The organism is Arthrobacter terricola, assembly GCF_004354015.1.
Classification (GTDB): domain Bacteria; phylum Actinomycetota; class Actinomycetes; order Actinomycetales; family Micrococcaceae; genus Arthrobacter; species Arthrobacter terricola.
The window spans coordinates 191,692-211,787 of sequence record NZ_SMRU01000001.1; the positions used below are offsets into that span (position 1 = coordinate 191,692).

Consider the following 20,096-nt stretch of genomic DNA (forward strand, 5'->3'; position numbering starts at 1 on the left):
GAGGAGCCCCCGTGATCACGCGTATCAAAGCCGCCTTCGTCATTGGCTACGCCGAAGGCGACCACTGCATCCTGCCAAACGCGGAACTTGTCCACGACGACGGGACCATTGTCTTCGTCGGCAGGGACTACCCCGGCGTCGTCGATACCGAAATCAACGCCGGGGAAGCCATCCTGTCCCCTGGTTTCATCGACTTGAACGCCTTGGCGGACATCGACCACGCGCTCTTCGACTCGTGGCCCGACGCAACCCGACGCCTGGGCCTCGTCTGGTCCGAGGACTACCTCAAGGACCGGACCGCTGTTTTCACGCGGAAAGAGGCACGGTTCAGGCGGGAGTTCGCCCTGTCCCAACTAGTCCGCAACGGCATCACGACCCTCATGCCCATCGCGTCGGAGAGCTACCACGAATGGTGCGAGGACTATGAAGACCTCGCTGACACCGCCTCAGCAGTGGAGGCCATCGGCCTGCGGGCATACCTGGGGCCAAGCTATCGCACAGCCGTGCCCTACACGGACGGAAAGCGGGTCTTCCTCCACGAGGACGAACGACGCGGACTCGAAGGCCTCGAAGAAGCGATCCGTTTCGCCCAGGACTACGACGGCCGGGCGGACGGCCTCATCCGGACGGCTTTGTTGCCCGCGCGAATCGAGACGCAAACCGAGAAGACCCTTCGCCTGACCCGGCAAGCCGCCGATGAGCTCAAGCTGCCGGTACGCCTGCACGCAGCCCAGGGCCTCTTCGAAGTCGAAACCATCCTTGCGCGTACAGGACTCCGCCCCCTCCCCTACCTGGCGGACCTCGGTTTCCTCGCTGAACGAACGTACGTCCCCCACGCATGGACGGTCCCGGGGCACCCCCACATGCCCGAAGCGTTCGGATCGGGAGACGACGTCGCGCTGCTTGCCGATTCCGGGTCAACGGTCCTGCTCTGCCCCATCCCGATGGCCCACTACGGCGGGATGCTCGACAACTACGACTCCTATCGCGAAAAGGGCGTCCGGATTGTGCTCGGAACCGACTCGGCGCCGCCGAACATGATCCGCGCCATGGACCTTGCGATGGGCATGACCAAAACCCTCACCGCGGACCGGGCGAGCGCCCAAGCCGCGGATCTATTCCGCTCCACTACCTTGGACCCCGCTGACTCGCTGGGCCGCCCAGACCTCGGTCGACTGGCACCCGGGGCGCAGGCCGACTACTTCGTCCTGGATTTGACCGGAAGCCACATCGGTCCGCACGCGGACCCCATCCGCACCCTGATCATGAATGGAGACGGCCGGGACATCACCCGGGTTGTCGTCGCCGGCCGGACCATCGTGGACAACGGCGACATCGTCACAGTGGACACGAATGACTACCGGGAACGTGCTCAGGAGTTCCTGGACCGTTACATCTCCTCGCTCACCGCGTCCGACTACGCGCGGCGGCCCACCCACGAGCTCCTTCCGCCGAGCTTCCCGATCCGCTGAATTTCCAGTCCACTGAATTTCCCGTCCTCTGACGGAAGACGACGACGGCGACCCCGCACACGCGGCCGGGTCGCCGTCGTCGTCTCCTGCGTTTCTTAAAACCCCGCACAAGTGGTAGTCCTGCCTCGAATATGAACGAGGCCCCACCCGTCACAAAACGTCAAGTAAACGAGCGCAAAAGGCTTGTCCAACAATTCCAGCGACGGCCCTTTTCTTGACTTGACAGCACTTTCGGTGTGGTGAGGTGTTTCTAGCAGCCCCCTCGACCCAACATTTTCGAGCCCGGCGCGCACCCGTCATCTGCAAACCGTTAGAGACCCCATGACTCCACAACTCACGCAAAGTCGGCCTGCCCAGCAGGCCGCAGCGTCCCTGCCGCAGCGCCGTTCACGCTGGACCGGCCGGACGCGGAGGGACTTCTTCGTCTTCCTCGCGCTCGCGCTGCCGAACCTCATCTTGATCGCGGTGTTCACCTACTGGCCGCTGATCAACAACATCTACTACTCGACCCTTGACTGGACCCTCGGTTCCGCCACGGCAACCGTCGTGGGCTTGGGGAACTATGTCACGTTCTTCACCGATCCTGGGTCGGCCGACGTCCTACGCGTCACGCTGCTTTTCACCGTTGCGACCGTCGGCGGGTCCATGGTTCTCGGGCTGCTCATGGCCCTCGCCCTGAACCGGAAGATCCCCGGCACGACGTTCGCGCGCTCCGCAGTCTTCGCCCCCTACGTACTATCGGGCGTCGGCGTCGGGCTCGTTTGGCTGTTCATCTTCGATCCGGTGTATGGCGCGCTTTCCTGGGTGCTGCGTGGGATCGGCCTCGCGAGCCCACAGTGGATCAACGACCCGCAGCTCGCAATGGTCATGGTGATCGTCGTCTACGTGTGGAAGAACCTCGGGTACTGCGCGGTCGTGTACCTTGCTGGCCTTCAGTCGCTCCCGAAAGACGTGCTTGAGGCTTCGGCCCTCGACGGCGCCGGCGCGGCTCGCCGCCTGTGGAGCATCGGCCTCCCACTGCTGTCCCCCACTACATTCTTCCTGCTCATCACCACCCTTCTGAGCTCGCTCCAGGCCTTCGACATCCTCAAGATCATGACCCCCTCAGGCCGCGGCACGAACACCCTCATGTTCGAGTCCTACCTGCAGGCGTTCGGAGGCTACAACCGTGCAGGCTACTCGGCCGCAGTCTCCGTCGTGTTGTTCGTGATCCTCCTCGTTGTCACGGTCGTCCAGATGAGGTTCGTTGAGAAGAAAGTCCATTACTCATGAGCACCACAACATCCAACCCGGCCGCGACAGCCGACCGGGCTACCGCTGCCTCCGTCGAACGGGGCAACGGCCCCTTCGCCCGGAACAACCTCACGGCGACCCTCGCAGGCGGTTACATGCCGCTCATCCTCGCGACGCTCATCGTGTTCCTCCCACTCGCGTGGATGGCATTGTCATCATTCAAGCAACCCGGCGAGATTGTCACGACGGACCTGCACATCCTGCCGCAGGCGCCGAGCTTTGAGAACTACGCGGAGGCAGCCCGCCGCGCCCCGTTCGCCCGATTCTTCCTCAACAGCGTGATCGTCACGACCATCGGCGCCGCCGTGAAATGCTTCCTCGCGATCATCACTGCCTACGCCCTCGTGTTCGTCTCGTTCCCGTTCAAGCGGCTTCTGTTCGTACTGATCCTCGTGGCTCTCATGGTCCCGCCGCAGGTCGCTGTCCTTCCCAACTACATCCTGATCTCCTCGCTTGGCGGCCAGAACACGTATTGGGGCATCATCCTGCCAGGTCTCGGCACCGCGTTCGGCACGTTTCTGCTGCGCCAGCACTTTCTGACGCTCCCCGGCTCAATCCTTGAAGCCGCAGAGATCGACGGCGCAGGCCACTGGCGCCGCTTGTGGAGCATCGTGGCCCCGGTCTCGGCACCGTCGATCGCCACCGTCGCGCTCGTGACAGTCGTCAGCGAGTGGAACGACTACATTTGGCCGCTCATCATCACGAACAACACAAACATGATGACGCTGCCGGTCGGGCTGACGTTCCTCTCCAACTCCGACTCAAGCTCACAGGCGTGGGGCGTCCTCATGGCTGGCGCCGTCGTCGTGATCCTCCCGATCCTCCTCGTCTTCGCGATGCTTCAGCGATACATCGTCACGGGCCTCACCCAAGGCTCCGTCACCGGCTGAGCCCTTCTCCACCACAACCGCACCCCACATGTGAAAGGCACACCCATGCACATCAACCGCAAGCAGTTCCTCATCCTGAGCGGCCTGGGAGCCGGCGCCGCAGCCTTGGCTGCGTGTGGCGGCCCCTCAACTGCCGGCGGGTCGACGGCAACCTCCGCCGCGACCACCGACTGGAGCAGCATCAAGCCCGCCGCCGAGATCTCCTTCCTCAGCAGCCACCCCGGATCGTCACAGCCGATCGAGCAGAAGCTCATCGACGACTTCCAGAAGGCCAACCCCGGCATCAAGGTCAACCTCATCACGGGAGGCAAGAACTACGAAGAGGTCGCGCAGAAGTTCCAGACCGCGCAGACCGGCAACGACGTCCCGGACATCGTTCTCGCTTCCGACGTCTGGTGGTTCCGTTTCGCGATTGCGGACACAATCATCCCCATCGACGACCTCATGAAAGCAGTGGGCGACAACGTGGGCGACTTCAACAAGACGCTCTATGACGACTACTCGTACGCGAACTCGCACTGGGCCGTGCCGAACAACCGGTCCACTCCGCTGTTCTACTACAACAAGGACCACTTCCAGGCTGCGGGCCTCCCCGACCGCGCCCCGAAGACCTGGGACGAATTCGCCGAATGGGCGCCGAAGATCCAAGCGGCCAACAAAGCAGCCAGCGGCTATCAGCACGCATACCAGTACCCGGCCCTCGACGGCTACGCAGGGTGGACGCTGCAGAACATGCTGTGGGGATTCGGCAGTGGGTGGAGCGACAAGTGGTCCATCACGGCGGACTCGGACAAGTCCGTTCAAGCCATGCAATGGGTCCAAGACAGTATCGTCAAGTCCGGCTGGGCCGGCGTCTCCTCGAAGGATGCTGTCGGCGACCTGACCGCTGGGGCCGTGAGCTCCACTATCTCCTCGACCGGCGACCTGGTGACGACCCTCACGGCTGCGAAGGGCAAGGGCATGCGAATCGGCGTCGGCTTCCTTCCCGGCGGCCCAGCCTCCACCACGCCGGTGTGCCCGACCGGCGGTGCCGGCCTCGCCATCGCCAAGAAGACCTCCCCCGAGCGCCAACTCGCTGCCGCGAAGTTCCTGAGCTTCTACACGAGCGCGTCGAGCACGGCCCAGTTCTCCGCCGCGACGGGCTACATGCCCTCGCGCACTACTGCCGACATGTCGAGCGTGCTGGCGACGACCCCCGAGATCCAGATCGCCCTCGACCAGCTCAAGGTCACCCGCTCCCAGGACTACGCCCGTGTGTTCCTCCCGGGCGCCGACCAGGAGATGGCAAAGGCGGCCGCGAAGATCATGAACGAGAAGGCCGACGTCAAGGCGTCGCTGACCAACCTCGCGAAGACCCTCGACAGCATCTACACGAAGGACGTGAAGCCGAAGCTCAAGAACTAGCTTCAGCTGGATATTCGAAATCCTTGGCGACGCCGCTCACGGCGTCGCCAAGGATTTCGCGTTTCAGGAACGGCAGTGCCTGGTTACGGGATCGGGACGGGTACGACGCCGAGAGGCGCCAACTGCGCAGCCCCGCCATCGGGGGCGGACAGTACCCAGATGCCCTTTTCGTGGACGGCGACTGAGTGCTCCCACTGGCACGAACGCTTCCCGTCCGTGGTAACCACTGTCCAGTCGTCCTCGAGGGTGGCCGTTTCGATTCCGCCACGGACAAGCATGGGCTCGATCGCCAGGCACAGGCCCGGGCGGACCTTCGGTCCACGGTGCTTGGTGCGGTAGTTCAAGACGTCCGGAGCCATGTGCATCTCGGATCCGATGCCGTGGCCCACGTAGTCCTCAAGGATGCCCAGCGTCTTCCCGGGGACGGAAGAAACGTAGTCATCAATGGCATTTCCGATATCGCCGACAAACTTGCCCTTCGCCAACGCAGCGATCCCTCGCCACATCGCGGCCTCCGTGACATCCGAGAGCCGCTGGTCTTCAGGGTCCACGGTGCCAACGATCACAGTGCGGGCCGAATCGGAGTGCCAGCCATCCACAATGGCTCCGCCGTCAATCGAAATAATGTCCCCGTCCTGCAAGACACGGTCGCCCGGGATGCCGTGGACCACTTCCTCGTTCACGGACGTACAGATAGTGGCAGGGAACCCGTGGTAACCGAGGAAATTCGATTTCGCGCCGGCGTCGTTCAGGATCGAGGCGAAGACTGCGTCGATCTCCTTGGTGGTGACTCCGGGCTTGGCAGCCGCGACAGCTGCGTCGAGGGCTCGGCTGAGGACCACCCCGGCCTCCTGCATCTTGCGCATTTGCTCGTTGGTCTTGTATTCGATGCGGGGCTGGCCGAACGCCATGGTCTCCTCTTGCGGGTGTTTATGCCTGCTGCTGTCCATCTAGGGAAGCAGGCCGGTCTCGGGTCTCCATCTATTTTCGCCCATCCTCGGCGAAGCCCGAAACCGGGCGGCACGTGCGGGTGCATGCAAAAGGGGTGTCCCGCGCATTTTTCTGCGCGGGACACCCCTTCCGGTTGCCTTCAGTCCAAGACGGGACTTAGACGGCCTTGGCTGCTTCAATGGCCAGCAGTACCCGGTCCGTCACCTCGTCGATGGCGCCAATGCCATCGACGCGGGTCAGGATGCCGCGTTCTGCGTACTTGGCCACCACAGCTTCAGTCTGCTCGTGGTAGAGGTCCAGGCGGTGGCGGATGACGGTTTCGTTGTCGTCCGAGCGCCCGGTCTCCTTGGCACGTCCCAGCAAGCGCGCAACAAGTTCCTCGTCGTCGGCCGTCAACTGAAGCACGACGTCGAGCTTCTCTTCGGTCTTGGCGAGGATCTCGTCCAGGTATTCCACCTGGGCGGTCGTGCGCGGGTAGCCGTCGAGCAGGAAGCCGTTTTCGACGTCGTCCTCGCTCAAGCGGTCACGCACCATCTTGTTGGTGACGCTGTCCGGAACGAAGTCGCCGGCGTCCATGTACTTCTTGGCCTCGATGCCCAGGGGGGTTTCGCCCTTGACGTTTGCACGGAAGATATCGCCCGTGGAAATGGCGACTACGCCCAGGCGCTCGGAAATCCGCTCTGCCTGGGTTCCCTTGCCCGAACCCGGAGGTCCAATGATCAGCATTCTCGTCATCGCAAAAGCCCTTCGTAGTGACGTTGTTGTAGCTGCGCATCAATCTGCTTGACGGTTTCCAGGCCGACACCCACCATGATCAGGATTGACGTACCACCGAACGGGAAGTTCTGGTTGGCGTTGATCAGGACGAGTGCGACCAGCGGGATCAGTGCCACGATGCCCAAGTAGAGGGCGCCGGGGAGGGTGATCCTGGAAAGCACGTACTGCAGGTAATCCGCGGTCGGTTTACCCGCCCGGATGCCCGGAATGAACCCGCCGTACTTCTTCATGTTGTCCGAGACCTCTTCAGGGTTGAAGGTGATCGCAACATAGAAGTAGGTGAAGAACACGATCATGACGAAGTACAACGCCATGTAGATAGGGTGGTCGCCGCGCGTGAGGTTGTTGTTGATCCACTCAACCCAGGGGGCGATCGTCTCTCCGGCCTTCGGCTGATTGAACTGCGCAATCAGGCCGGGCAGGTAGAGCATGGAGGAGGCGAAGATGACGGGCACGACGCCGGCCATGTTGACCTTGATGGGGATGTAGGTGCTGGTGCCGCCCACGGTCCGCCGTCCGATCATGCGCTTGGCGTACTGGACCGGAATGCGCCGCTGAGACTGTTCAACGAACACGACGAGCGCAACGGTCACCAGACCGATGGCGACCACCGTGAAGAAAGTTCCCGGACCCTTGGAGTTCCAGATGGCGCCCAGCGAGGTGGGGAAGCCCGCGGCGATCGAGGTGAAAATGAGCAGGGACATGCCATTGCCCACGCCCTTCTCGGTAACGAGTTCACCCATCCACATGATGAGGCCGGTTCCGGCCGTAAGCGTGATCACCACGAGGATGGTGGCGATGATGCTGGTATCCGGGATGATCGGCAGCTGGCAGTTGGGCAGCAGCTGGCCGGACCGCGCCAAGGAAACCAACGTGGTGGCGTTCAGCAAGCCCAAGGCGATAGTGAGGTACCGCGTGTATTGGGTCAGTTTCCCCTGCCCCGACGCGCCCTCTTCGTACAGTTGCTGGAACCGCGGAATGACCACGCGGAGCAACTGCACAATGATGCTGGACGTGATGTACGGCATGATGCCCAGCGCGAAGACCGAGACCTGCAGCAGCGCCCCGCCGCTGAACAGGTTGACGAGCTGGTAGAGGCCGCCCGTGTCCTGGTTGGCTGACAAGCATTGCTGAACATTTTGGTAGCTCACACCCGGCGAAGGGATGAAAGCGCCCAAGCGGAAGATCGCGATGATTCCTAGCGTGAACAACAACTTGCGACGCAGATCAGGCGTCCGAAATGCCCGGGCGAATGCGCTTAGCAAGCGTCCTCCTGAGTTAATGGTCCAAGGGTGTTGGCGGGGTCGATGAAACCCAACACCCGAGTCTAACGGTTTCATGCGTCATGCGAACAATCGAGAGGCCTGCGCCACATGAAAAAACTCCCGGTGCGGGAGGCCGAAGCCCTCCGCACCGGGAGTCTGTCAACAGCTGGTGATCACACCCCGGCCCTTAGAGGGTGGTGGTGGATCCGCCTGCTGCCGCGATCTTTTCAGCTGCGCTGGAAGAGAAAGCGTGGGCGGTGACGTCAACCTTGACGGTGATGTCGCCGGTGCCCAGCACCTTGACGGGCTGGTTCTTGCGAACGGCGCCCTTCTCAACCAAGGACTCGACGGTCACAGCGCCGCCTTCCGGGAACAGCTCGTTGAGCCGGTCCAGGTTTACAACCTGGAACTCAACCCGGAACGGGTTCTTGAAGCCGCGGAGCTTCGGCAGGCGCATGTGCAGCGGCAACTGGCCGCCGGCAAAGCCGGCCTTGACCTGGTAGCGGGCCTTCGTACCCTTGGTACCGCGACCAGCGGTCTTACCCTTGGAGCCTTCACCACGACCAACACGGGTCTTGGCGGTCTTGGCACCCGGGGCGGGACGCAGGTGGTGGACCTTCAGAGCGCTCTGCTTCTCAGCAGCCTCTGCGGCGGTCTTGTTCTCGGCCATTACTTCGCCTCCTCTACATTCACGAGGTGCGGAACCGTGTTGATCATTCCAACGGTCACGGCGTCAGCGGTGCGGACAACGGTGTGTCCGATGCGCTTGAGGCCGAGGGACCGCAGGGTCTCACGCTGGTTCTGCTTGGCGCCGACGACGCCCTTGATCTGGGTGATCTCCAACTGAGCGTCGGAGGGAGTCAGGTTCTTAGCCATGACTAAACACCTGCCTTCTGGTTCTGGAGCGCGCGCACCAGAGCAATCGGAGCAACCTCGTCCAGCGGCAGGCCACGGCGGGCTGCCACGGAAGCGGGCTCTTCCAGTCGCTTAAGGGCGTCGACAGTCGCGTGAACGATGTTGATGGCATTCGAGGAACCGAGCGACTTGGAGAGGACGTCGTGGATACCGACGCATTCCAGTACCGCGCGGACCGGACCACCGGCGATAACACCGGTACCCGGGGAAGCCGGACGCAGCATGACAACTCCTGCTGCGGCCTCACCCTGCACACGGTGCGGGATGCTGTTGCCAACGCGGGGAACGCGGAAGAAGGACTTCTTGGCCTCTTCGACGCCCTTCGCGATAGCGGCGGGAACTTCCTTTGCCTTGCCGTAGCCAACGCCGACCAAGCCGTTGCCGTCACCGACGACGACGAGGGCGGTGAAGCTGAAGCGACGACCACCCTTGACGACCTTGGCGACGCGGTTGATGGTCACAACGCGCTCGACGAACTGGCTCTTCTCGGCCTCGCGACCGCCGTCGCGGCCACCACGGCCACCACGGTCGCCGCGGCCCTGGCCACGGTCACCACGCTCGCCACGACGACCGCCGCGGCGGTCCTCGGTGGCAGCAGTGGTCTCAGTTGCCTCAGCAGCTGCAGCTTCAGTCACCTGAATGTCCTTTTCGTTATTCTCAACGGTCACAGTGCCAGCCCACCTTCGCGAGCACCGTCTGCGACGGCGGCGATGCGGCCGTGGTACTTGTTACCACCGCGGTCGAAGACAACTGCTTCGATGCCTGCAGCCTTCGCACGCTCGGCGACGAGCTCGCCAACGCGCTTGGCCTTGGCGGTCTTGTCACCGTCGAATGCACGAAGGTCGGCTTCCAGGGTGGAAGCGTAAGCCACGGTTACACCCTTGGAGTCGTCGACAACCTGGACGAAGATGTGGCGGGCAGAACGGTTGACGACCAAACGAGGACGTGCAGCCGTGCCGGTGATGCGCTTGCGGATACGAAGCTGGCGACGGCTGCGCGCAGCAGCCTTGCTCTTGTTCGTGCGCTTCTTGTTAATTGCGATGGCCATGGTTTACTTACCAGCCTTTCCGACCTTGCGGCGGATGACTTCGCCGGCGTAACGGACACCCTTGCCCTTGTAGGGGTCCGGCTTGCGCAGCTTGCGAATGTTGGCAGCAACCTCGCCGACCTGCTGCTTGGAGATACCCGCGACGGAGAACTTGGTCGGGCCCTCCACCGTAAAGGTGATGCCTTCCGGAGCGGGGACGTTGACCGGGTGGCTGAAGCCAAGAGCGAACTCAAGGTCAGAACCCTTGGCCTGAACGCGGTAACCGGTACCGACGATTTCAAGCTTCTTCTCGTAGCCCTTGGTGACACCCTCGATCATGTTGGCGATCAGGGTGCGGGTCAGGCCGTGCAGGGAACGCGAGGCGCGCTCGTCGTTCGGGCGGGTGACGGTCAAAGTGGTGTCGTCCAAGTTGACCTCGATCGGGCTGGCCACAGTGTGGGTCAGCTCGCCCTTGGTGCCCTTGACGCTGATGACGGAGCCATCAACCTTGACTTCGACGCCGGCAGGAACGGTGATGGGGAGACGTCCAATACGTGACATTATTCTCTTCCTTTCCCGTTACCAGACGTACGCGAGGACTTCGCCGCCCACGCCCTTCTTGCCGGCCTGCTTATCAGTCAGGAGGCCGGAAGAGGTGGACAGGATTGCGATACCCAGGCCACCCAGCACGTGAGGCAGGTTGGTGGACTTCGCGTAAACGCGGAGGCCAGGCTTGGAAATACGGCGGACACCAGCGATCGAACGCTCGCGGTTCGGACCGAACTTGAGGTCGATGGTCAGCTTCTTGCCGACTTCGGCTTCCTCTTCCTTCCAGGCGGCGATGTAGCCTTCCGCCTTCAGGATGTCGGCAACGCGTGCCTTCAGCTTGCTGTACGGCATGCTCACAGAGTCGTGGTAAGCCGAGTTAGCGTTGCGCAGACGCGTCAGCATGTCTGCGACAGGATCTGTCATAGTCATTTGGGCTCTAGCCCTTCCTCGTAACGGTTTCCGCTTTGGCCGCAAAAGCAGCCTCGGCCGGACCTACTACGTAGTTATTAGTCTTCGGATTTGAACGGGAAGCCAAGTGCCTTGAGCAGCGCACGGCCTTCGTCATCGGTCTTGGCAGTGGTGACGACCGTGATGTCCATACCGCGGACGCGGTCGATGGAGTCCTGGTCGATCTCGTGGAACATAACCTGCTCGGTCAGACCGAAGGTGTAGTTGCCGTTGCCGTCGAACTGCTTGCCGTTGAGGCCGCGGAAGTCGCGGATACGGGGCAGGGCGAGGGTCACGAGGCGGTCCACGAATTCCCACATGCGGTCGCCACGCAGGGTTGCGTGTGCACCGATGGGCATGCCTTCGCGCAGCTTGAACTGGGCGATGGACTTGCGGGCCTTGGTTACCTGCGGCTTCTGGCCGGTGATCAGGGTGAGGTCGCGGACAGCGCCGTCGATCAGCTTGGAGTCCTTGGCGGCATCTCCAACACCCATGTTCACAACAACCTTCACCAGGCGGGGAACCTGGTTCACGTTCGGGTACTTGAATTCATCAACCAGTGCCTGCTTGATGGAATCTGCGTACTTCGTCTTCAGACGCGGCACAATCTTCACCGGAGTTGCGAGAGTTTCGCTCATTAGATGTCCTTCCCGGTTGCCTTGGACACGCGGATGCGGACGGTCTTGGAGACGCCGTCCTTCTCAACGGTCTCGAGACGGAAACCAACACGGGTCGGCTTCTTGGTCGAGGGGTCGACAAGAGCAACGTTGGAGACGTGGATCGGGGCTTCGACAACCTCGATGCCACCGGTCTTGGTGCCGCGCTGCGACTGACCGACCTTGGTGTGCTTGGTGACGCGGTTGATGCCTTCTACCAGGACGCGGTTGGCATCCGGGTAGACGCGCAGGACCTTGCCCTGCTTGCCGCGGTCGCCGCCACGTTCCTGCTTGGCGCCGGTGATGACCTGAACGAGGTCACCCTTCTTGATCTTAGCCATGGACTAGAGCACCTCCGGGGCCAGGGAAACGATCTTCATGAACTTCTTGTCACGGAGCTCACGGCCAACCGGGCCGAAGATACGGGTACCGCGGGGGTCGCCGTCGTTCTTCAGGATCACAGCTGCGTTCTCGTCAAACTTGATGTAGGAACCATCCGCACGGCGGCGTTCCTTCTTGGTGCGAACGATGACAGCCTTGACGACGTCACCCTTCTTTACGTTGCCGCCCGGGATAGCATCCTTGACGGTTGCGACGATGACGTCGCCAATGCCTGCGTAGCGACGGCCGGATCCACCGAGAACGCGGATGGTAAGGATTTCCTTAGCACCCGTGTTGTCGGCGACCTTGAGTCGCGACTCCTGCTGAATCAATTTTTACTCCTTGCGTCGCGCCGGTTCTCAGACCGAAATGGAGCATACGGAATGAGCCTTGCGGAACGGTTGATCGGGGTGTCTCTTGACCTGCCTGGATTTTGCCAGAGCAGGCCTAAACTCCCGTGCCGCCAGCATCAGCTTCCCTTGCGGAAATAACTGCGCGGGGCAGTATGCCGCGGCACGATTGTTTACGAGGTGGTTGCAGACGCGCAGATGGCGCCATACAAACTCAATATCCTAGCATGATTTGTGCTATGGACTGAAACGGGGGAAGGCCCGCATCCCTTTCGGAATGCGGGCCTTCCTGATAATCCATCATCGCTGCCGGGACGAAGCCCGACGCGGGATTACTTGGCCTTTTCGAGGATCTCGACCAGGCGCCACCGCTTGGTAGCGGACAGCGGACGGGTCTCAGAGATCAGGACGAGGTCGCCGATGCCGGCGCTGTTCTGCTCGTCGTGAGCCTTGACCTTCGAAGTGCGGCGAATAACCTTGCCGTACAGAGCGTGCTTCACGCGGTCTTCAACCTGGACAACGATGGTCTTTTCCATCTTGTCAGAGACTACGTAGCCGCGACGCGTCTTACGGTAACCGCGCTGTTTAGCGCTGGCTGCTGCTTCCGTCACAGTTTCCTTCTGTTCGCTCACTTGGCGTCCTCTCCAGCCTCAGCTTCGGCCTTTTCAGCCTTGGCTGCTGCCTTCTTGGACTTCTTTTCTTCCTTGGCTTCCACAACCGGTGCGGCAACCTCGGCACGAATGCCCAGCTCGCGCTCACGGAGAACGGTGTAGATGCGTGCGATGTCCTTCTTTACCGCGCGCAGACGACCGTGGTTCTCCAGCTGTCCGGTGGCGGACTGGAAACGCAGGTTGAACAGCTCTTCCTTGGACTTGCGGAGTTCTTCAACGAGACGCTCGTTGTCGAAACCGTCCAGCTGTGCGGGTGCGAGATCCTTCGACCCTACTGGCATTTCTATTCACCACCTTCGCGACGCACAATGCGTGCCTTCAACGGCAGCTTGTGGATTGCCAGGCGCAGTGCCTCGCGAGCTACCTCTTCATTGACACCGGCGAGTTCGAAAAGAACACGGCCCGGCTTGACGTTTGCGACCCACCATTCCGGGGAACCCTTACCGGAACCCATACGGGTTTCAGCAGGCTTCTTCGTCAGCGGACGGTCCGGGTAGATGTTGATCCAGACCTTACCGCCACGCTTGATGTGGCGGGTCATCGCGATACGGGCAGACTCGATCTGACGGTTCGTGACGTAAGCCGGGCTCAGGGCCTGGATGCCGAACTCACCGAAAGTGACCTTGGTGCCGCCCGTAGCAGCGCCGGAACGACCCGGGTGGTGCTGCTTACGGTGCTTGACTCGACGTGGGATAAGCATTTAAGCCTGTCCTCCTTCTGCTGCAGGAGCAGCAGCTTCTGCTGCCGGAGCTTCCGCAGCAGGAGCTGCGTCGGCTGCCGGACGGTCGTTACGACGACGGCGGTCACCACGGTCAGCGCCACCCGGACGGCCCGGACGGTCGCCGGAGCGGCCGCGGGACGGTGCGGAAGCGGCCTGTGCGGCCAGTTCCTTGGCGGTCACGTCGCCCTTGTAGATCCAGACCTTCACGCCGATGCGGCCGAAGGTGGTCTTGGCTTCGTAGAAGCCGTAGTCGATGTTCGCACGCAGGGTGTGCAGGGGCACACGGCCTTCGCGGTAGAACTCCGAGCGGGACATTTCAGCGCCACCCAGGCGGCCGGAGCAAGCGATACGGATACCCTTGGCACCGGCACGCTGTGCGGACTGCATGGCCTTCTTCATCGCACGGCGGAAAGCCACGCGGGAAGTCAGCTGCTCAGCAACGCCCTGGGCAACAAGCTGTGCTTCCATCTCGGGGTTCTTGACCTCGAGGATGTTCAGCTGGACCTGCTTGCCGGTCAGCTTTTCGAGCTCGCCGCGGATGCGGTCTGCTTCTGCGCCGCGGCGGCCGATGACGATGCCCGGACGAGCCGTGTGGATGTCCACGCGGACGCGGTCGCGGGTGCGCTCGATTTCGACCTTGGCGATGCCGGCACGCTCCATGCCTGTGGACATGAGCTGGCGGATGCGGATGTCTTCGCGAACGAAGTCCTTGTACCGCTGGCCCGACTTGGTGCTGTCAGCAAACCAGTGCGATACGTGATCGGTGGTGATGCCGAGTCGGAACCCGTGCGGGTTTACTTTCTGTCCCACTTAGCGAGCCTCCTCTTTCTCCGGGGTAGCGACTACCACGGTGATGTGGCTCGTGCGCTTCTTGATCTGAAATGCACGACCCTGGGCACGCGGCTGGAACCGCTTCATGGTCGGGCCTTCATCAACAAACGCTTCGCTGATGTAGAGGTCTCCTTCGTCAAAGGCAACGCCGTCGCGGTCCGCGAGGACGCGAGCGTTTGCCACTGCCGACTGAACTACCTTGAATACCGGCTCCGAAGCTGCCTGTTGGGCGAACTTCAGAATTGCCAGAGCCTCATTCGCTTGCTTGCCACGAACAAGGTTGACGACGCGCCGGGCCTTCATAGGCGTTACGCGGATGTGCCGCGCAATAGCCTTGGCTTCCATTGCTTTCCTTCTCTCGTCTATGCCGTAAGAACGAGCGCCTAGCGGCGCTTGCCCTTGCGGTCGTCCTTGACATGGCCGCGGAATGTCCGCGTGGGAGCGAATTCGCCGAGCTTGTGCCCGACCATCGACTCAGTGACAAACACCGGGATGTGCTTGCGTCCGTCGTGAACGGCGATCGTGTGGCCCAGCATGTCCGGGATGATCATCGAACGACGGGACCAGGTCTTAATGACGTTCTTGGTGCCCTTTTCGTTTTCCTTGGCGACCTTCACAAAGAGGTGCTGGTCAACGAAAGGACCTTTTTTCAGGCTGCGTGGCATGTGTCCAGGCTCCTATCGCTTGTTCTTGCCAGTACGACGGCGACGAACAATAAGCTTGTCGCTCTCTTTGTTGGGGCGGCGGGTACGGCCCTCGGGCTTGCCGTTCGGGTTGACCGGGTGGCGACCACCGGAAGTCTTACCTTCACCACCACCGTGCGGGTGGTCAACCGGGTTCATCGCGACACCACGGACGGTCGGGCGGACGCCCTTCCAGCGCATACGGCCGGCCTTGCCCCAGTTGATGTTCGACTGCTCGGCGTTGCCGACCTCGCCGACGGTTGCGCGGCAGCGCACGTCAACGTTGCGGATTTCACCGGAGGGCAGGCGCAGCTGCGCGAAACGGCCTTCCTTGGCGACGAGCTGAACGGAAGCACCAGCGGAACGGGCCATCTTGGCGCCGCCACCCGGACGCAGTTCAACTGCGTGGATAACGGTACCGACGGGGATGTTGCGCAGGGGCAGGTTGTTGCCCGGCTTGATGTCGGCGTCGGGGCCGGCCTCGACGAAGTCGCCCTGGGCGAGCTTGTTCGGGGCGATGATGTAACGCTTGGTGCCATCAACGTAGTGCAGGAGGGCGATGCGAGCCGTACGGTTCGGATCGTACTCGATTTCGGCAACGCGGGCGTTGATGCCGTCCTTGTCGTGGCGACGGAAGTCGATCAGACGGTACTGGCGCTTGTGCCCGCCACCCTTGTGACGGGTGGTGATCTTACCGGAGTTGTTACGGCCGCCGGTCTTGTGCAGCGGACGCAGCAGCGACTTTTCCGGAGTCGATCGCGTGATTTCAGCGAAGTCGGCTACGCTCGAGCCGCGGCGGCCCGGCGTAGTCGGCTTGTATTTACGGATTCCCATAATTCATTTCCTCGTTAAAGTGGTCTCCGCTACGCGAGCGGACCGCCGAAGATGTCGATTGTGCCTTCTTTGAGGGTGACAATTGCACGCTTGGTGCTCTTGCGCTGTCCCCAGCCGAATTTGGTGCGCTTGCGCTTACCGGCACGGTTGATGGTGTTGATCGTTTCGACCTTGACGGAGAAGATCTTCTCCACGGCCAGTTTGATCTCGGTCTTGTTCGAGCGGGGGTCCACCAGGAAGGTGTACTTGCCCTCGTCGATCAGGCCGTAGCTCTTTTCCGAAACGACAGGTGCGATGATGACGTCGCGGGGGTCTTTGATGGTGGCTGCACTCACTTGGCATCCTCCTCGTTCTTTGCCTTGTCAGCGATGAAAGCCTCGAAAGCTGCCTTGGTGAAGACCACGTCGTCGGAAACCAGCACGTCGTAGGTGTTCAGCTGGTCTGCGTAGAGAACGTGAACTTCCGCGAGGTTGCGCACGGACAGTGCGGCAACATCGTTGGCGCGCTCGATGACGACGAGCAGGTTCTTGCGCTCGGAAACCGAACGCAGCGACGCCAGGGCCTCCTTGGAGGACGGCTTGGTGCCGGCAACCAGTTCGGAGATGACGTGGATGCGGCCGTTGCGGGCGCGGTCAGACAGGGCGCCACGCAGGGCAGCAGCCTTCATCTTCTTGGGGGTGCGCTGGCTGTAGTCACGCGGGGTCGGGCCGTGGACGATGCCACCACCGGTCATGTGCGGAGCACGGATGGAACCCTGGCGGGCGCGACCGGTGCCCTTCTGCTTGAACGGCTTGCGGCCTGCACCGGAAACCTCGGCGCGGGTCTTGGTCTTGTGGGTACCCTGGCGAGCAGCAGCGAGCTGTGCGACGACGACCTGGTGCAGCAGCGGCACGTTGGTCTGGACGTCGAAGATCTCTGCAGGCAGGTCTACCTTGACAGTGCTAGTCATTGAACTAGGCTCCCTTCACGGCGGTGCGTACGAGGACGACCTGGCCGCGGGCACCGGGAACGGCACCCTTGATAAGGAGCAGCGACTTCTCGACGTCAACTGCGTGAACGGTGAGGTTCAGCGTGGTGTGACGTACTGCGCCCATGCGGCCGGCCATTTTCAGACCCTTGAAGACGCGGCTCGGGGTGGATGCGCCACCGATGGAACCGGGCTTGCGGTGGTTCTTGTGCGCACCGTGGGAGGCTCCTACACCGGAGAAGCCGTGGCGCTTCATGACACCGGCGAAGCCCTTACCCTTGCTGGTACCGACGACGTCGATCTTCTGGCCGGCTTCGAAGAGCTCAACAGAAAGCTCCTGGCCCAGCTCGTAGGACGCGGCGTCGGCGGTGCGCAGTTCGACGACGTGGCGGCGGGGGGTTACGCCAGCCTTTTCAAAGTGACCAGCCAGCGGCTTGGTGACCTTGCGGGGATCGATCTGGCCGTAGCCGATCTGGACGGCGACGTATCCGTCGGATTCTGCGTTGCGCAGCTGGGTGACGACGTTGGAGTCAGCCTGGACGACAGTGACGGGGATGAGCTTGTTGTTCTCGTCCCAGACCTGGGTCATGCCGAGCTTCGTGCCCAGCAGGCCCTTGACATTACGGGTTGCGGTCATAGTTATCTCAGCACCTCCCTTAGAGCTTGATTTCGATGTTCACGTCGGCCGGCAGGTCGAGACGCATGAGCGAGTCAACAGCCTTGGGCGTGGGGTCGATGATGTCGATCAGACGCTTGTGAGTACGCATTTCGAAGTGCTCACGGCTGTCCTTGTACTTGTGGGGAGAGCGGATAACGCAGTACACGTTCTTCTCCGTCGGAAGCGGGACGGGGCCCACTACCGTTGCGCCTGCGCGCGTGACCGTCTCAACGATCTTCCGCGCTGAAACATCAATGACCTCGTGGTCATATGACTTCAGCCGGATGCGGATTTTTTGTCCCGCCATGTCGCCTGACTCTCTTTCAGTCTTTGCTGCCCCCGGTTGAGGGCTGCCCTGTTCACTTACATGTTGCATGTGGCTGCCGAAGCATTTGAAGTAGTACTACCACCCGCCGCACAAGCTGAATCCGGATAATCCGGGTTCCTCAACCTGTCGGCGCCACCGACCCCCGCGGTCGGGCGTGTCGCGCATTTCACGCAAAATCGTCCGCATTCCTTTGGGGATCTGGGTTATGTTTGGGCTTCAGCTTGGACCCTGACACCCGGCATTATCCGGATCGGGACGCGAAGAAGCGCTTGAACAACTCACCTAGTATGCCGGAAAACGGCGGCAGACGCCAATCGGGCCCTTTCGGGGCATTGCCATGTGCCGCAACCGTCTGGATGATAGGTGAATGACCGTCCAAGATGCTGCCGAAGTGGAGGATCTTGCGGGCCGCATCCGTCCCGGCTTCACGTTGGGCGTCGCCGCGGCGGCCTTTCAAATCGAAGGCGCACTCACCGCGGACGGACGGGGTCCGTCCAGTTGGGATGCTTTCGCCGAAAAGCCCGGCGCGATCCTCGATGGCCATTCGCCCGCAATCGCTTGTGACCACTATAACCGCAGCGATGAGGACATCGCGCTCATGCGGGAGCTCGGTGTCGATTCGTACCGCTTCTCGCTTTCCTGGCCGCGGATCCAGCCAGGTGGGAAGGGGCCCATCAACCAGCAGGGCCTAGACTTCTATGATCGCCTGGTGGACAAGCTCCTGAAGGCCGGGATTTCACCGATGGTGACCCTGTACCACTGGGACACTCCCCTGCCGTTGGAGCACGACGGCGGCTGGCTGATTCGGGCGACCGCCGAACGGTTCGCGGAATACGCCGCTGCCGCAGCCGCACGGCTCGGGGATCGCGTCGCCCAATGGGTCACCTTGAACGAACCCGTCTCGGTTGCGCTGCAAGGATACGCCCTCGGCGTCCATGCTCCCGGCAGGCGCCTGCTCTTCGATGCCCTTCCCGCGGCCCACCATCAGCTTCTGGGGCACGGGCTGGCCGTCCAGGCCCTTCGCGCCGCCAAGGTGGTGGGAAGCATAGGCGTGGCGAACATGCACTCTCCTGTGCGTCCGGCGAGCAAGCGGCTCAAGGATGGGCTGATGGCGAGAGCCTTCGACCTCATCCTCAACCGCGTGTACGCCGATCCCATTCTTCTTGGCCGGTACCCCAAGCCTCCACTGCCTGTGAAACCATGGTTCAAGGCCCTGGGCAAGGTCCCGGAAAAGGACCTCAAGACCATCCACCAGCCCTTGGACTTCTACGGAGTGAACTACTACTACCCGGCGAAGGTCGCCTCCGGCCAGGGTGACGGCACCACCTTGACTATCCACTCCGACGTCATGGCCAAGCTGCCGTTCCACCTTGCGAATTTCCCTGAGTACGAAACCACGGGATTTGGCTGGCCTGTCGCGCCCGAGCATCTCGGCATCCTGCTGAGGGAACTCAAGGACAGGTACGGGGCATCCTTGCCGCCCTTGTTCATCACTGAAAGCGGAGCGAGCTTTCCGGAACCGGAACATGCCGCGGGCCCGGTTCACGACCCCGACCGGATCAGCTACCTGGCGTCACACCTCGGCCAAGCATTGCGGGCGACAGCCCCCGGCGGGATCGCACATGACGTGGAACTCCTGGGCTACTACGTGTGGACGCTGCTGGATAACTTCGAATGGGCCGCGGGGTACTCACAGCGGTTCGGCTTGGTCCACGTGGACTTCGATACCCTCGAAAGAACGCCCAAGGATTCGTTCTACTGGTACCAATCCCTCAGCAGGGCACGCCGAATTAGGCGCGACCGGGAACTGTGAACTTCGGGAACCCGGCGTCTTCGAAAGTCGGGCACCGTCGGTTTGTAGACCGGCCGTGCTAAATCAGTTGTTCTTGTTTGCCCGATTGATTCTCTTGGCGCGTTCGATCTCGCGGCGGAAGTATTTCTTGCCCCACAGGACTGCCGCCACCACCACAACCGCGACAATGAGTAAAACCAGCCACCCCATGACGTCACCCTCCTTTAAGAAGCA

Annotated in this window: 29 protein-coding genes; 5 read left to right on the forward strand and 24 right to left on the reverse strand. The window is 62.0% G+C overall.

Translation table 11 applies throughout. The annotated features are described in order from the left end of the window. Nucleotides 1-11: 11 nt before the first annotated feature. From E1809_RS00950 to E1809_RS00965, 4 genes are all read left to right on the forward strand, one after another. Entirely contained in the window at nucleotides 12-1,472 is a 1,461-nt protein-coding gene (locus E1809_RS00950) for a chlorohydrolase family protein (RefSeq protein WP_133202356.1), read from the forward strand. Between the two features lie 321 nt (nucleotides 1,473-1,793). After that, entirely contained in the window at nucleotides 1,794-2,744 is a 951-nt protein-coding gene (locus E1809_RS00955; protein ID WP_133202357.1) for a carbohydrate ABC transporter permease, read from the forward strand. Further along, the gene (locus E1809_RS00960) at nucleotides 2,741-3,655 is read left to right on the forward strand and encodes a carbohydrate ABC transporter permease (RefSeq protein WP_133202358.1); all 915 of its coding nucleotides are present in this window, start codon (nucleotides 2,741-2,743) and stop codon (nucleotides 3,653-3,655) included. Before E1809_RS00955 ends, E1809_RS00960 begins: the two co-directional genes overlap by 4 nt. Nucleotides 3,656-3,700: 45 nt before the next feature. Next, nucleotides 3,701-5,059, forward strand: a complete 1,359-nt coding sequence (locus tag E1809_RS00965) for an ABC transporter substrate-binding protein (RefSeq protein ID WP_133202359.1) — start codon at nucleotides 3,701-3,703, stop codon at nucleotides 5,057-5,059. An 83-nt stretch (nucleotides 5,060-5,142) separates the two neighbouring features. Here E1809_RS00965 and map read toward each other — a convergent pair whose 3' ends face one another. The 23 genes from map to rpsJ all read right to left on the reverse strand — a co-directional run bounded on the left by map (nucleotide 5,143) and on the right by rpsJ (nucleotide 18,049). Continuing rightward, nucleotides 5,143-5,970 (reverse strand): type I methionyl aminopeptidase, encoded by an 828-nt coding sequence (gene map / locus E1809_RS00970; RefSeq protein WP_133202360.1) that lies wholly within the window; start codon nucleotides 5,968-5,970, stop codon nucleotides 5,143-5,145. A 196-nt stretch (nucleotides 5,971-6,166) separates the two neighbouring features. After that, nucleotides 6,167-6,736 (reverse strand): adenylate kinase, encoded by a 570-nt coding sequence (locus E1809_RS00975; protein WP_205754059.1) that lies wholly within the window; start codon nucleotides 6,734-6,736, stop codon nucleotides 6,167-6,169. A 5-nt stretch (nucleotides 6,737-6,741) separates the two neighbouring features. Continuing rightward, nucleotides 6,742-8,052 carry a preprotein translocase subunit SecY gene (secY, locus tag E1809_RS00980; protein ID WP_133202362.1) on the reverse strand — a complete coding sequence of 437 codons (1,311 nt, stop codon included), beginning with the start codon at nucleotides 8,050-8,052 and terminating at the stop codon, nucleotides 6,742-6,744. A gap of 187 nt (nucleotides 8,053-8,239) precedes the next feature. Then, nucleotides 8,240-8,722, reverse strand: a complete 483-nt coding sequence (rplO, locus tag E1809_RS00985; protein WP_133202363.1) for a 50S ribosomal protein L15 — start codon at nucleotides 8,720-8,722, stop codon at nucleotides 8,240-8,242. Next, nucleotides 8,722-8,928 (reverse strand): 50S ribosomal protein L30, encoded by a 207-nt coding sequence (gene rpmD / locus E1809_RS00990; protein ID WP_133202364.1) that lies wholly within the window; start codon nucleotides 8,926-8,928, stop codon nucleotides 8,722-8,724. The genes rplO and rpmD overlap by 1 nt, the downstream gene beginning before the upstream one ends. A gap of 2 nt (nucleotides 8,929-8,930) precedes the next feature. Beyond that, nucleotides 8,931-9,602, reverse strand: a complete 672-nt coding sequence (gene rpsE / locus E1809_RS00995; protein WP_205754055.1) for a 30S ribosomal protein S5 — start codon at nucleotides 9,600-9,602, stop codon at nucleotides 8,931-8,933. Nucleotides 9,603-9,631: 29 nt separating this feature from the next. Beyond that, complete coding sequence (rplR, locus tag E1809_RS01000) at nucleotides 9,632-10,015, reverse strand: 50S ribosomal protein L18 (RefSeq protein ID WP_133202366.1); 384 nt, start codon at nucleotides 10,013-10,015, stop codon at nucleotides 9,632-9,634. A 3-nt stretch (nucleotides 10,016-10,018) separates the two neighbouring features. Next, entirely contained in the window at nucleotides 10,019-10,555 is a 537-nt protein-coding gene (rplF, locus tag E1809_RS01005) for a 50S ribosomal protein L6 (RefSeq protein ID WP_133202367.1), read from the reverse strand. Between the two features lie 18 nt (nucleotides 10,556-10,573). Further along, nucleotides 10,574-10,972 carry a 30S ribosomal protein S8 gene (gene rpsH / locus E1809_RS01010; RefSeq protein WP_133202368.1) on the reverse strand — a complete coding sequence of 133 codons (399 nt, stop codon included), beginning with the start codon at nucleotides 10,970-10,972 and terminating at the stop codon, nucleotides 10,574-10,576. A gap of 77 nt (nucleotides 10,973-11,049) precedes the next feature. Then, a complete protein-coding gene (gene rplE / locus E1809_RS01015) occupies nucleotides 11,050-11,628 on the reverse strand; it encodes a 50S ribosomal protein L5 (RefSeq protein WP_133202369.1) in 579 nt (192 codons plus the stop codon). Next, on the reverse strand, nucleotides 11,628-11,987 hold the full coding sequence (gene rplX / locus E1809_RS01020) for a 50S ribosomal protein L24 (protein WP_133202370.1): 360 nt from the start codon (nucleotides 11,985-11,987) through the stop codon (nucleotides 11,628-11,630). The genes rplE and rplX overlap by 1 nt, the downstream gene beginning before the upstream one ends. Nucleotides 11,988-11,990: 3 nt before the next feature. Further along, nucleotides 11,991-12,359, reverse strand: a complete 369-nt coding sequence (gene rplN / locus E1809_RS01025; RefSeq protein ID WP_003803789.1) for a 50S ribosomal protein L14 — start codon at nucleotides 12,357-12,359, stop codon at nucleotides 11,991-11,993. A gap of 350 nt (nucleotides 12,360-12,709) precedes the next feature. Beyond that, the gene (gene rpsQ / locus E1809_RS01030) at nucleotides 12,710-13,009 is read right to left on the reverse strand and encodes a 30S ribosomal protein S17 (protein WP_133202371.1); all 300 of its coding nucleotides are present in this window, start codon (nucleotides 13,007-13,009) and stop codon (nucleotides 12,710-12,712) included. After that, complete coding sequence (rpmC, locus tag E1809_RS27845; RefSeq protein ID WP_133202372.1) at nucleotides 13,006-13,329, reverse strand: 50S ribosomal protein L29; 324 nt, start codon at nucleotides 13,327-13,329, stop codon at nucleotides 13,006-13,008. Before rpmC ends, rpsQ begins: the two co-directional genes overlap by 4 nt. A 2-nt stretch (nucleotides 13,330-13,331) precedes the next feature. Next, nucleotides 13,332-13,748 carry a 50S ribosomal protein L16 gene (gene rplP / locus E1809_RS01040; RefSeq protein WP_133202373.1) on the reverse strand — a complete coding sequence of 139 codons (417 nt, stop codon included), beginning with the start codon at nucleotides 13,746-13,748 and terminating at the stop codon, nucleotides 13,332-13,334. Next, entirely contained in the window at nucleotides 13,749-14,579 is an 831-nt protein-coding gene (gene rpsC, locus E1809_RS01045; RefSeq protein ID WP_133202374.1) for a 30S ribosomal protein S3, read from the reverse strand. Further along, nucleotides 14,580-14,945 (reverse strand): 50S ribosomal protein L22, encoded by a 366-nt coding sequence (rplV, locus tag E1809_RS01050; RefSeq protein ID WP_133202375.1) that lies wholly within the window; start codon nucleotides 14,943-14,945, stop codon nucleotides 14,580-14,582. 38 nt (nucleotides 14,946-14,983) lie between these two features. Beyond that, entirely contained in the window at nucleotides 14,984-15,265 is a 282-nt protein-coding gene (gene rpsS / locus E1809_RS01055) for a 30S ribosomal protein S19 (RefSeq protein WP_070350362.1), read from the reverse strand. A 12-nt stretch (nucleotides 15,266-15,277) separates the two neighbouring features. After that, nucleotides 15,278-16,117 carry a 50S ribosomal protein L2 gene (gene rplB / locus E1809_RS01060; RefSeq protein WP_133202376.1) on the reverse strand — a complete coding sequence of 280 codons (840 nt, stop codon included), beginning with the start codon at nucleotides 16,115-16,117 and terminating at the stop codon, nucleotides 15,278-15,280. 29 nt (nucleotides 16,118-16,146) lie between these two features. Then, nucleotides 16,147-16,452, reverse strand: a complete 306-nt coding sequence (gene rplW, locus E1809_RS01065) for a 50S ribosomal protein L23 (RefSeq protein WP_133202377.1) — start codon at nucleotides 16,450-16,452, stop codon at nucleotides 16,147-16,149. After that, nucleotides 16,449-17,066 carry a 50S ribosomal protein L4 gene (gene rplD / locus E1809_RS01070; protein WP_133202378.1) on the reverse strand — a complete coding sequence of 206 codons (618 nt, stop codon included), beginning with the start codon at nucleotides 17,064-17,066 and terminating at the stop codon, nucleotides 16,449-16,451. The genes rplW and rplD overlap by 4 nt, the downstream gene beginning before the upstream one ends. 4 nt (nucleotides 17,067-17,070) lie before the next feature. After that, the gene (gene rplC / locus E1809_RS01075; RefSeq protein ID WP_133202379.1) at nucleotides 17,071-17,721 is read right to left on the reverse strand and encodes a 50S ribosomal protein L3; all 651 of its coding nucleotides are present in this window, start codon (nucleotides 17,719-17,721) and stop codon (nucleotides 17,071-17,073) included. Nucleotides 17,722-17,740: 19 nt separating this feature from the next. After that, nucleotides 17,741-18,049 (reverse strand): 30S ribosomal protein S10, encoded by a 309-nt coding sequence (rpsJ, locus tag E1809_RS01080; protein WP_003803825.1) that lies wholly within the window; start codon nucleotides 18,047-18,049, stop codon nucleotides 17,741-17,743. 388 nt (nucleotides 18,050-18,437) lie between these two features. On the opposite strand from rpsJ, the gene E1809_RS01085 reads away from it, so the two are divergent. Further along, nucleotides 18,438-19,883: a GH1 family beta-glucosidase gene (locus E1809_RS01085; RefSeq protein WP_133202380.1), complete on the forward strand. Its 1,446-nt coding sequence runs from the start codon at nucleotides 18,438-18,440 to the stop codon at nucleotides 19,881-19,883. A 63-nt stretch (nucleotides 19,884-19,946) separates the two neighbouring features. On the opposite strand, the gene E1809_RS27670 is transcribed toward E1809_RS01085, so the two are convergent. Continuing rightward, complete coding sequence (locus tag E1809_RS27670) at nucleotides 19,947-20,072, reverse strand: hypothetical protein (protein WP_268908652.1); 126 nt, start codon at nucleotides 20,070-20,072, stop codon at nucleotides 19,947-19,949. Nucleotides 20,073-20,096 lie beyond the last annotated feature (24 nt).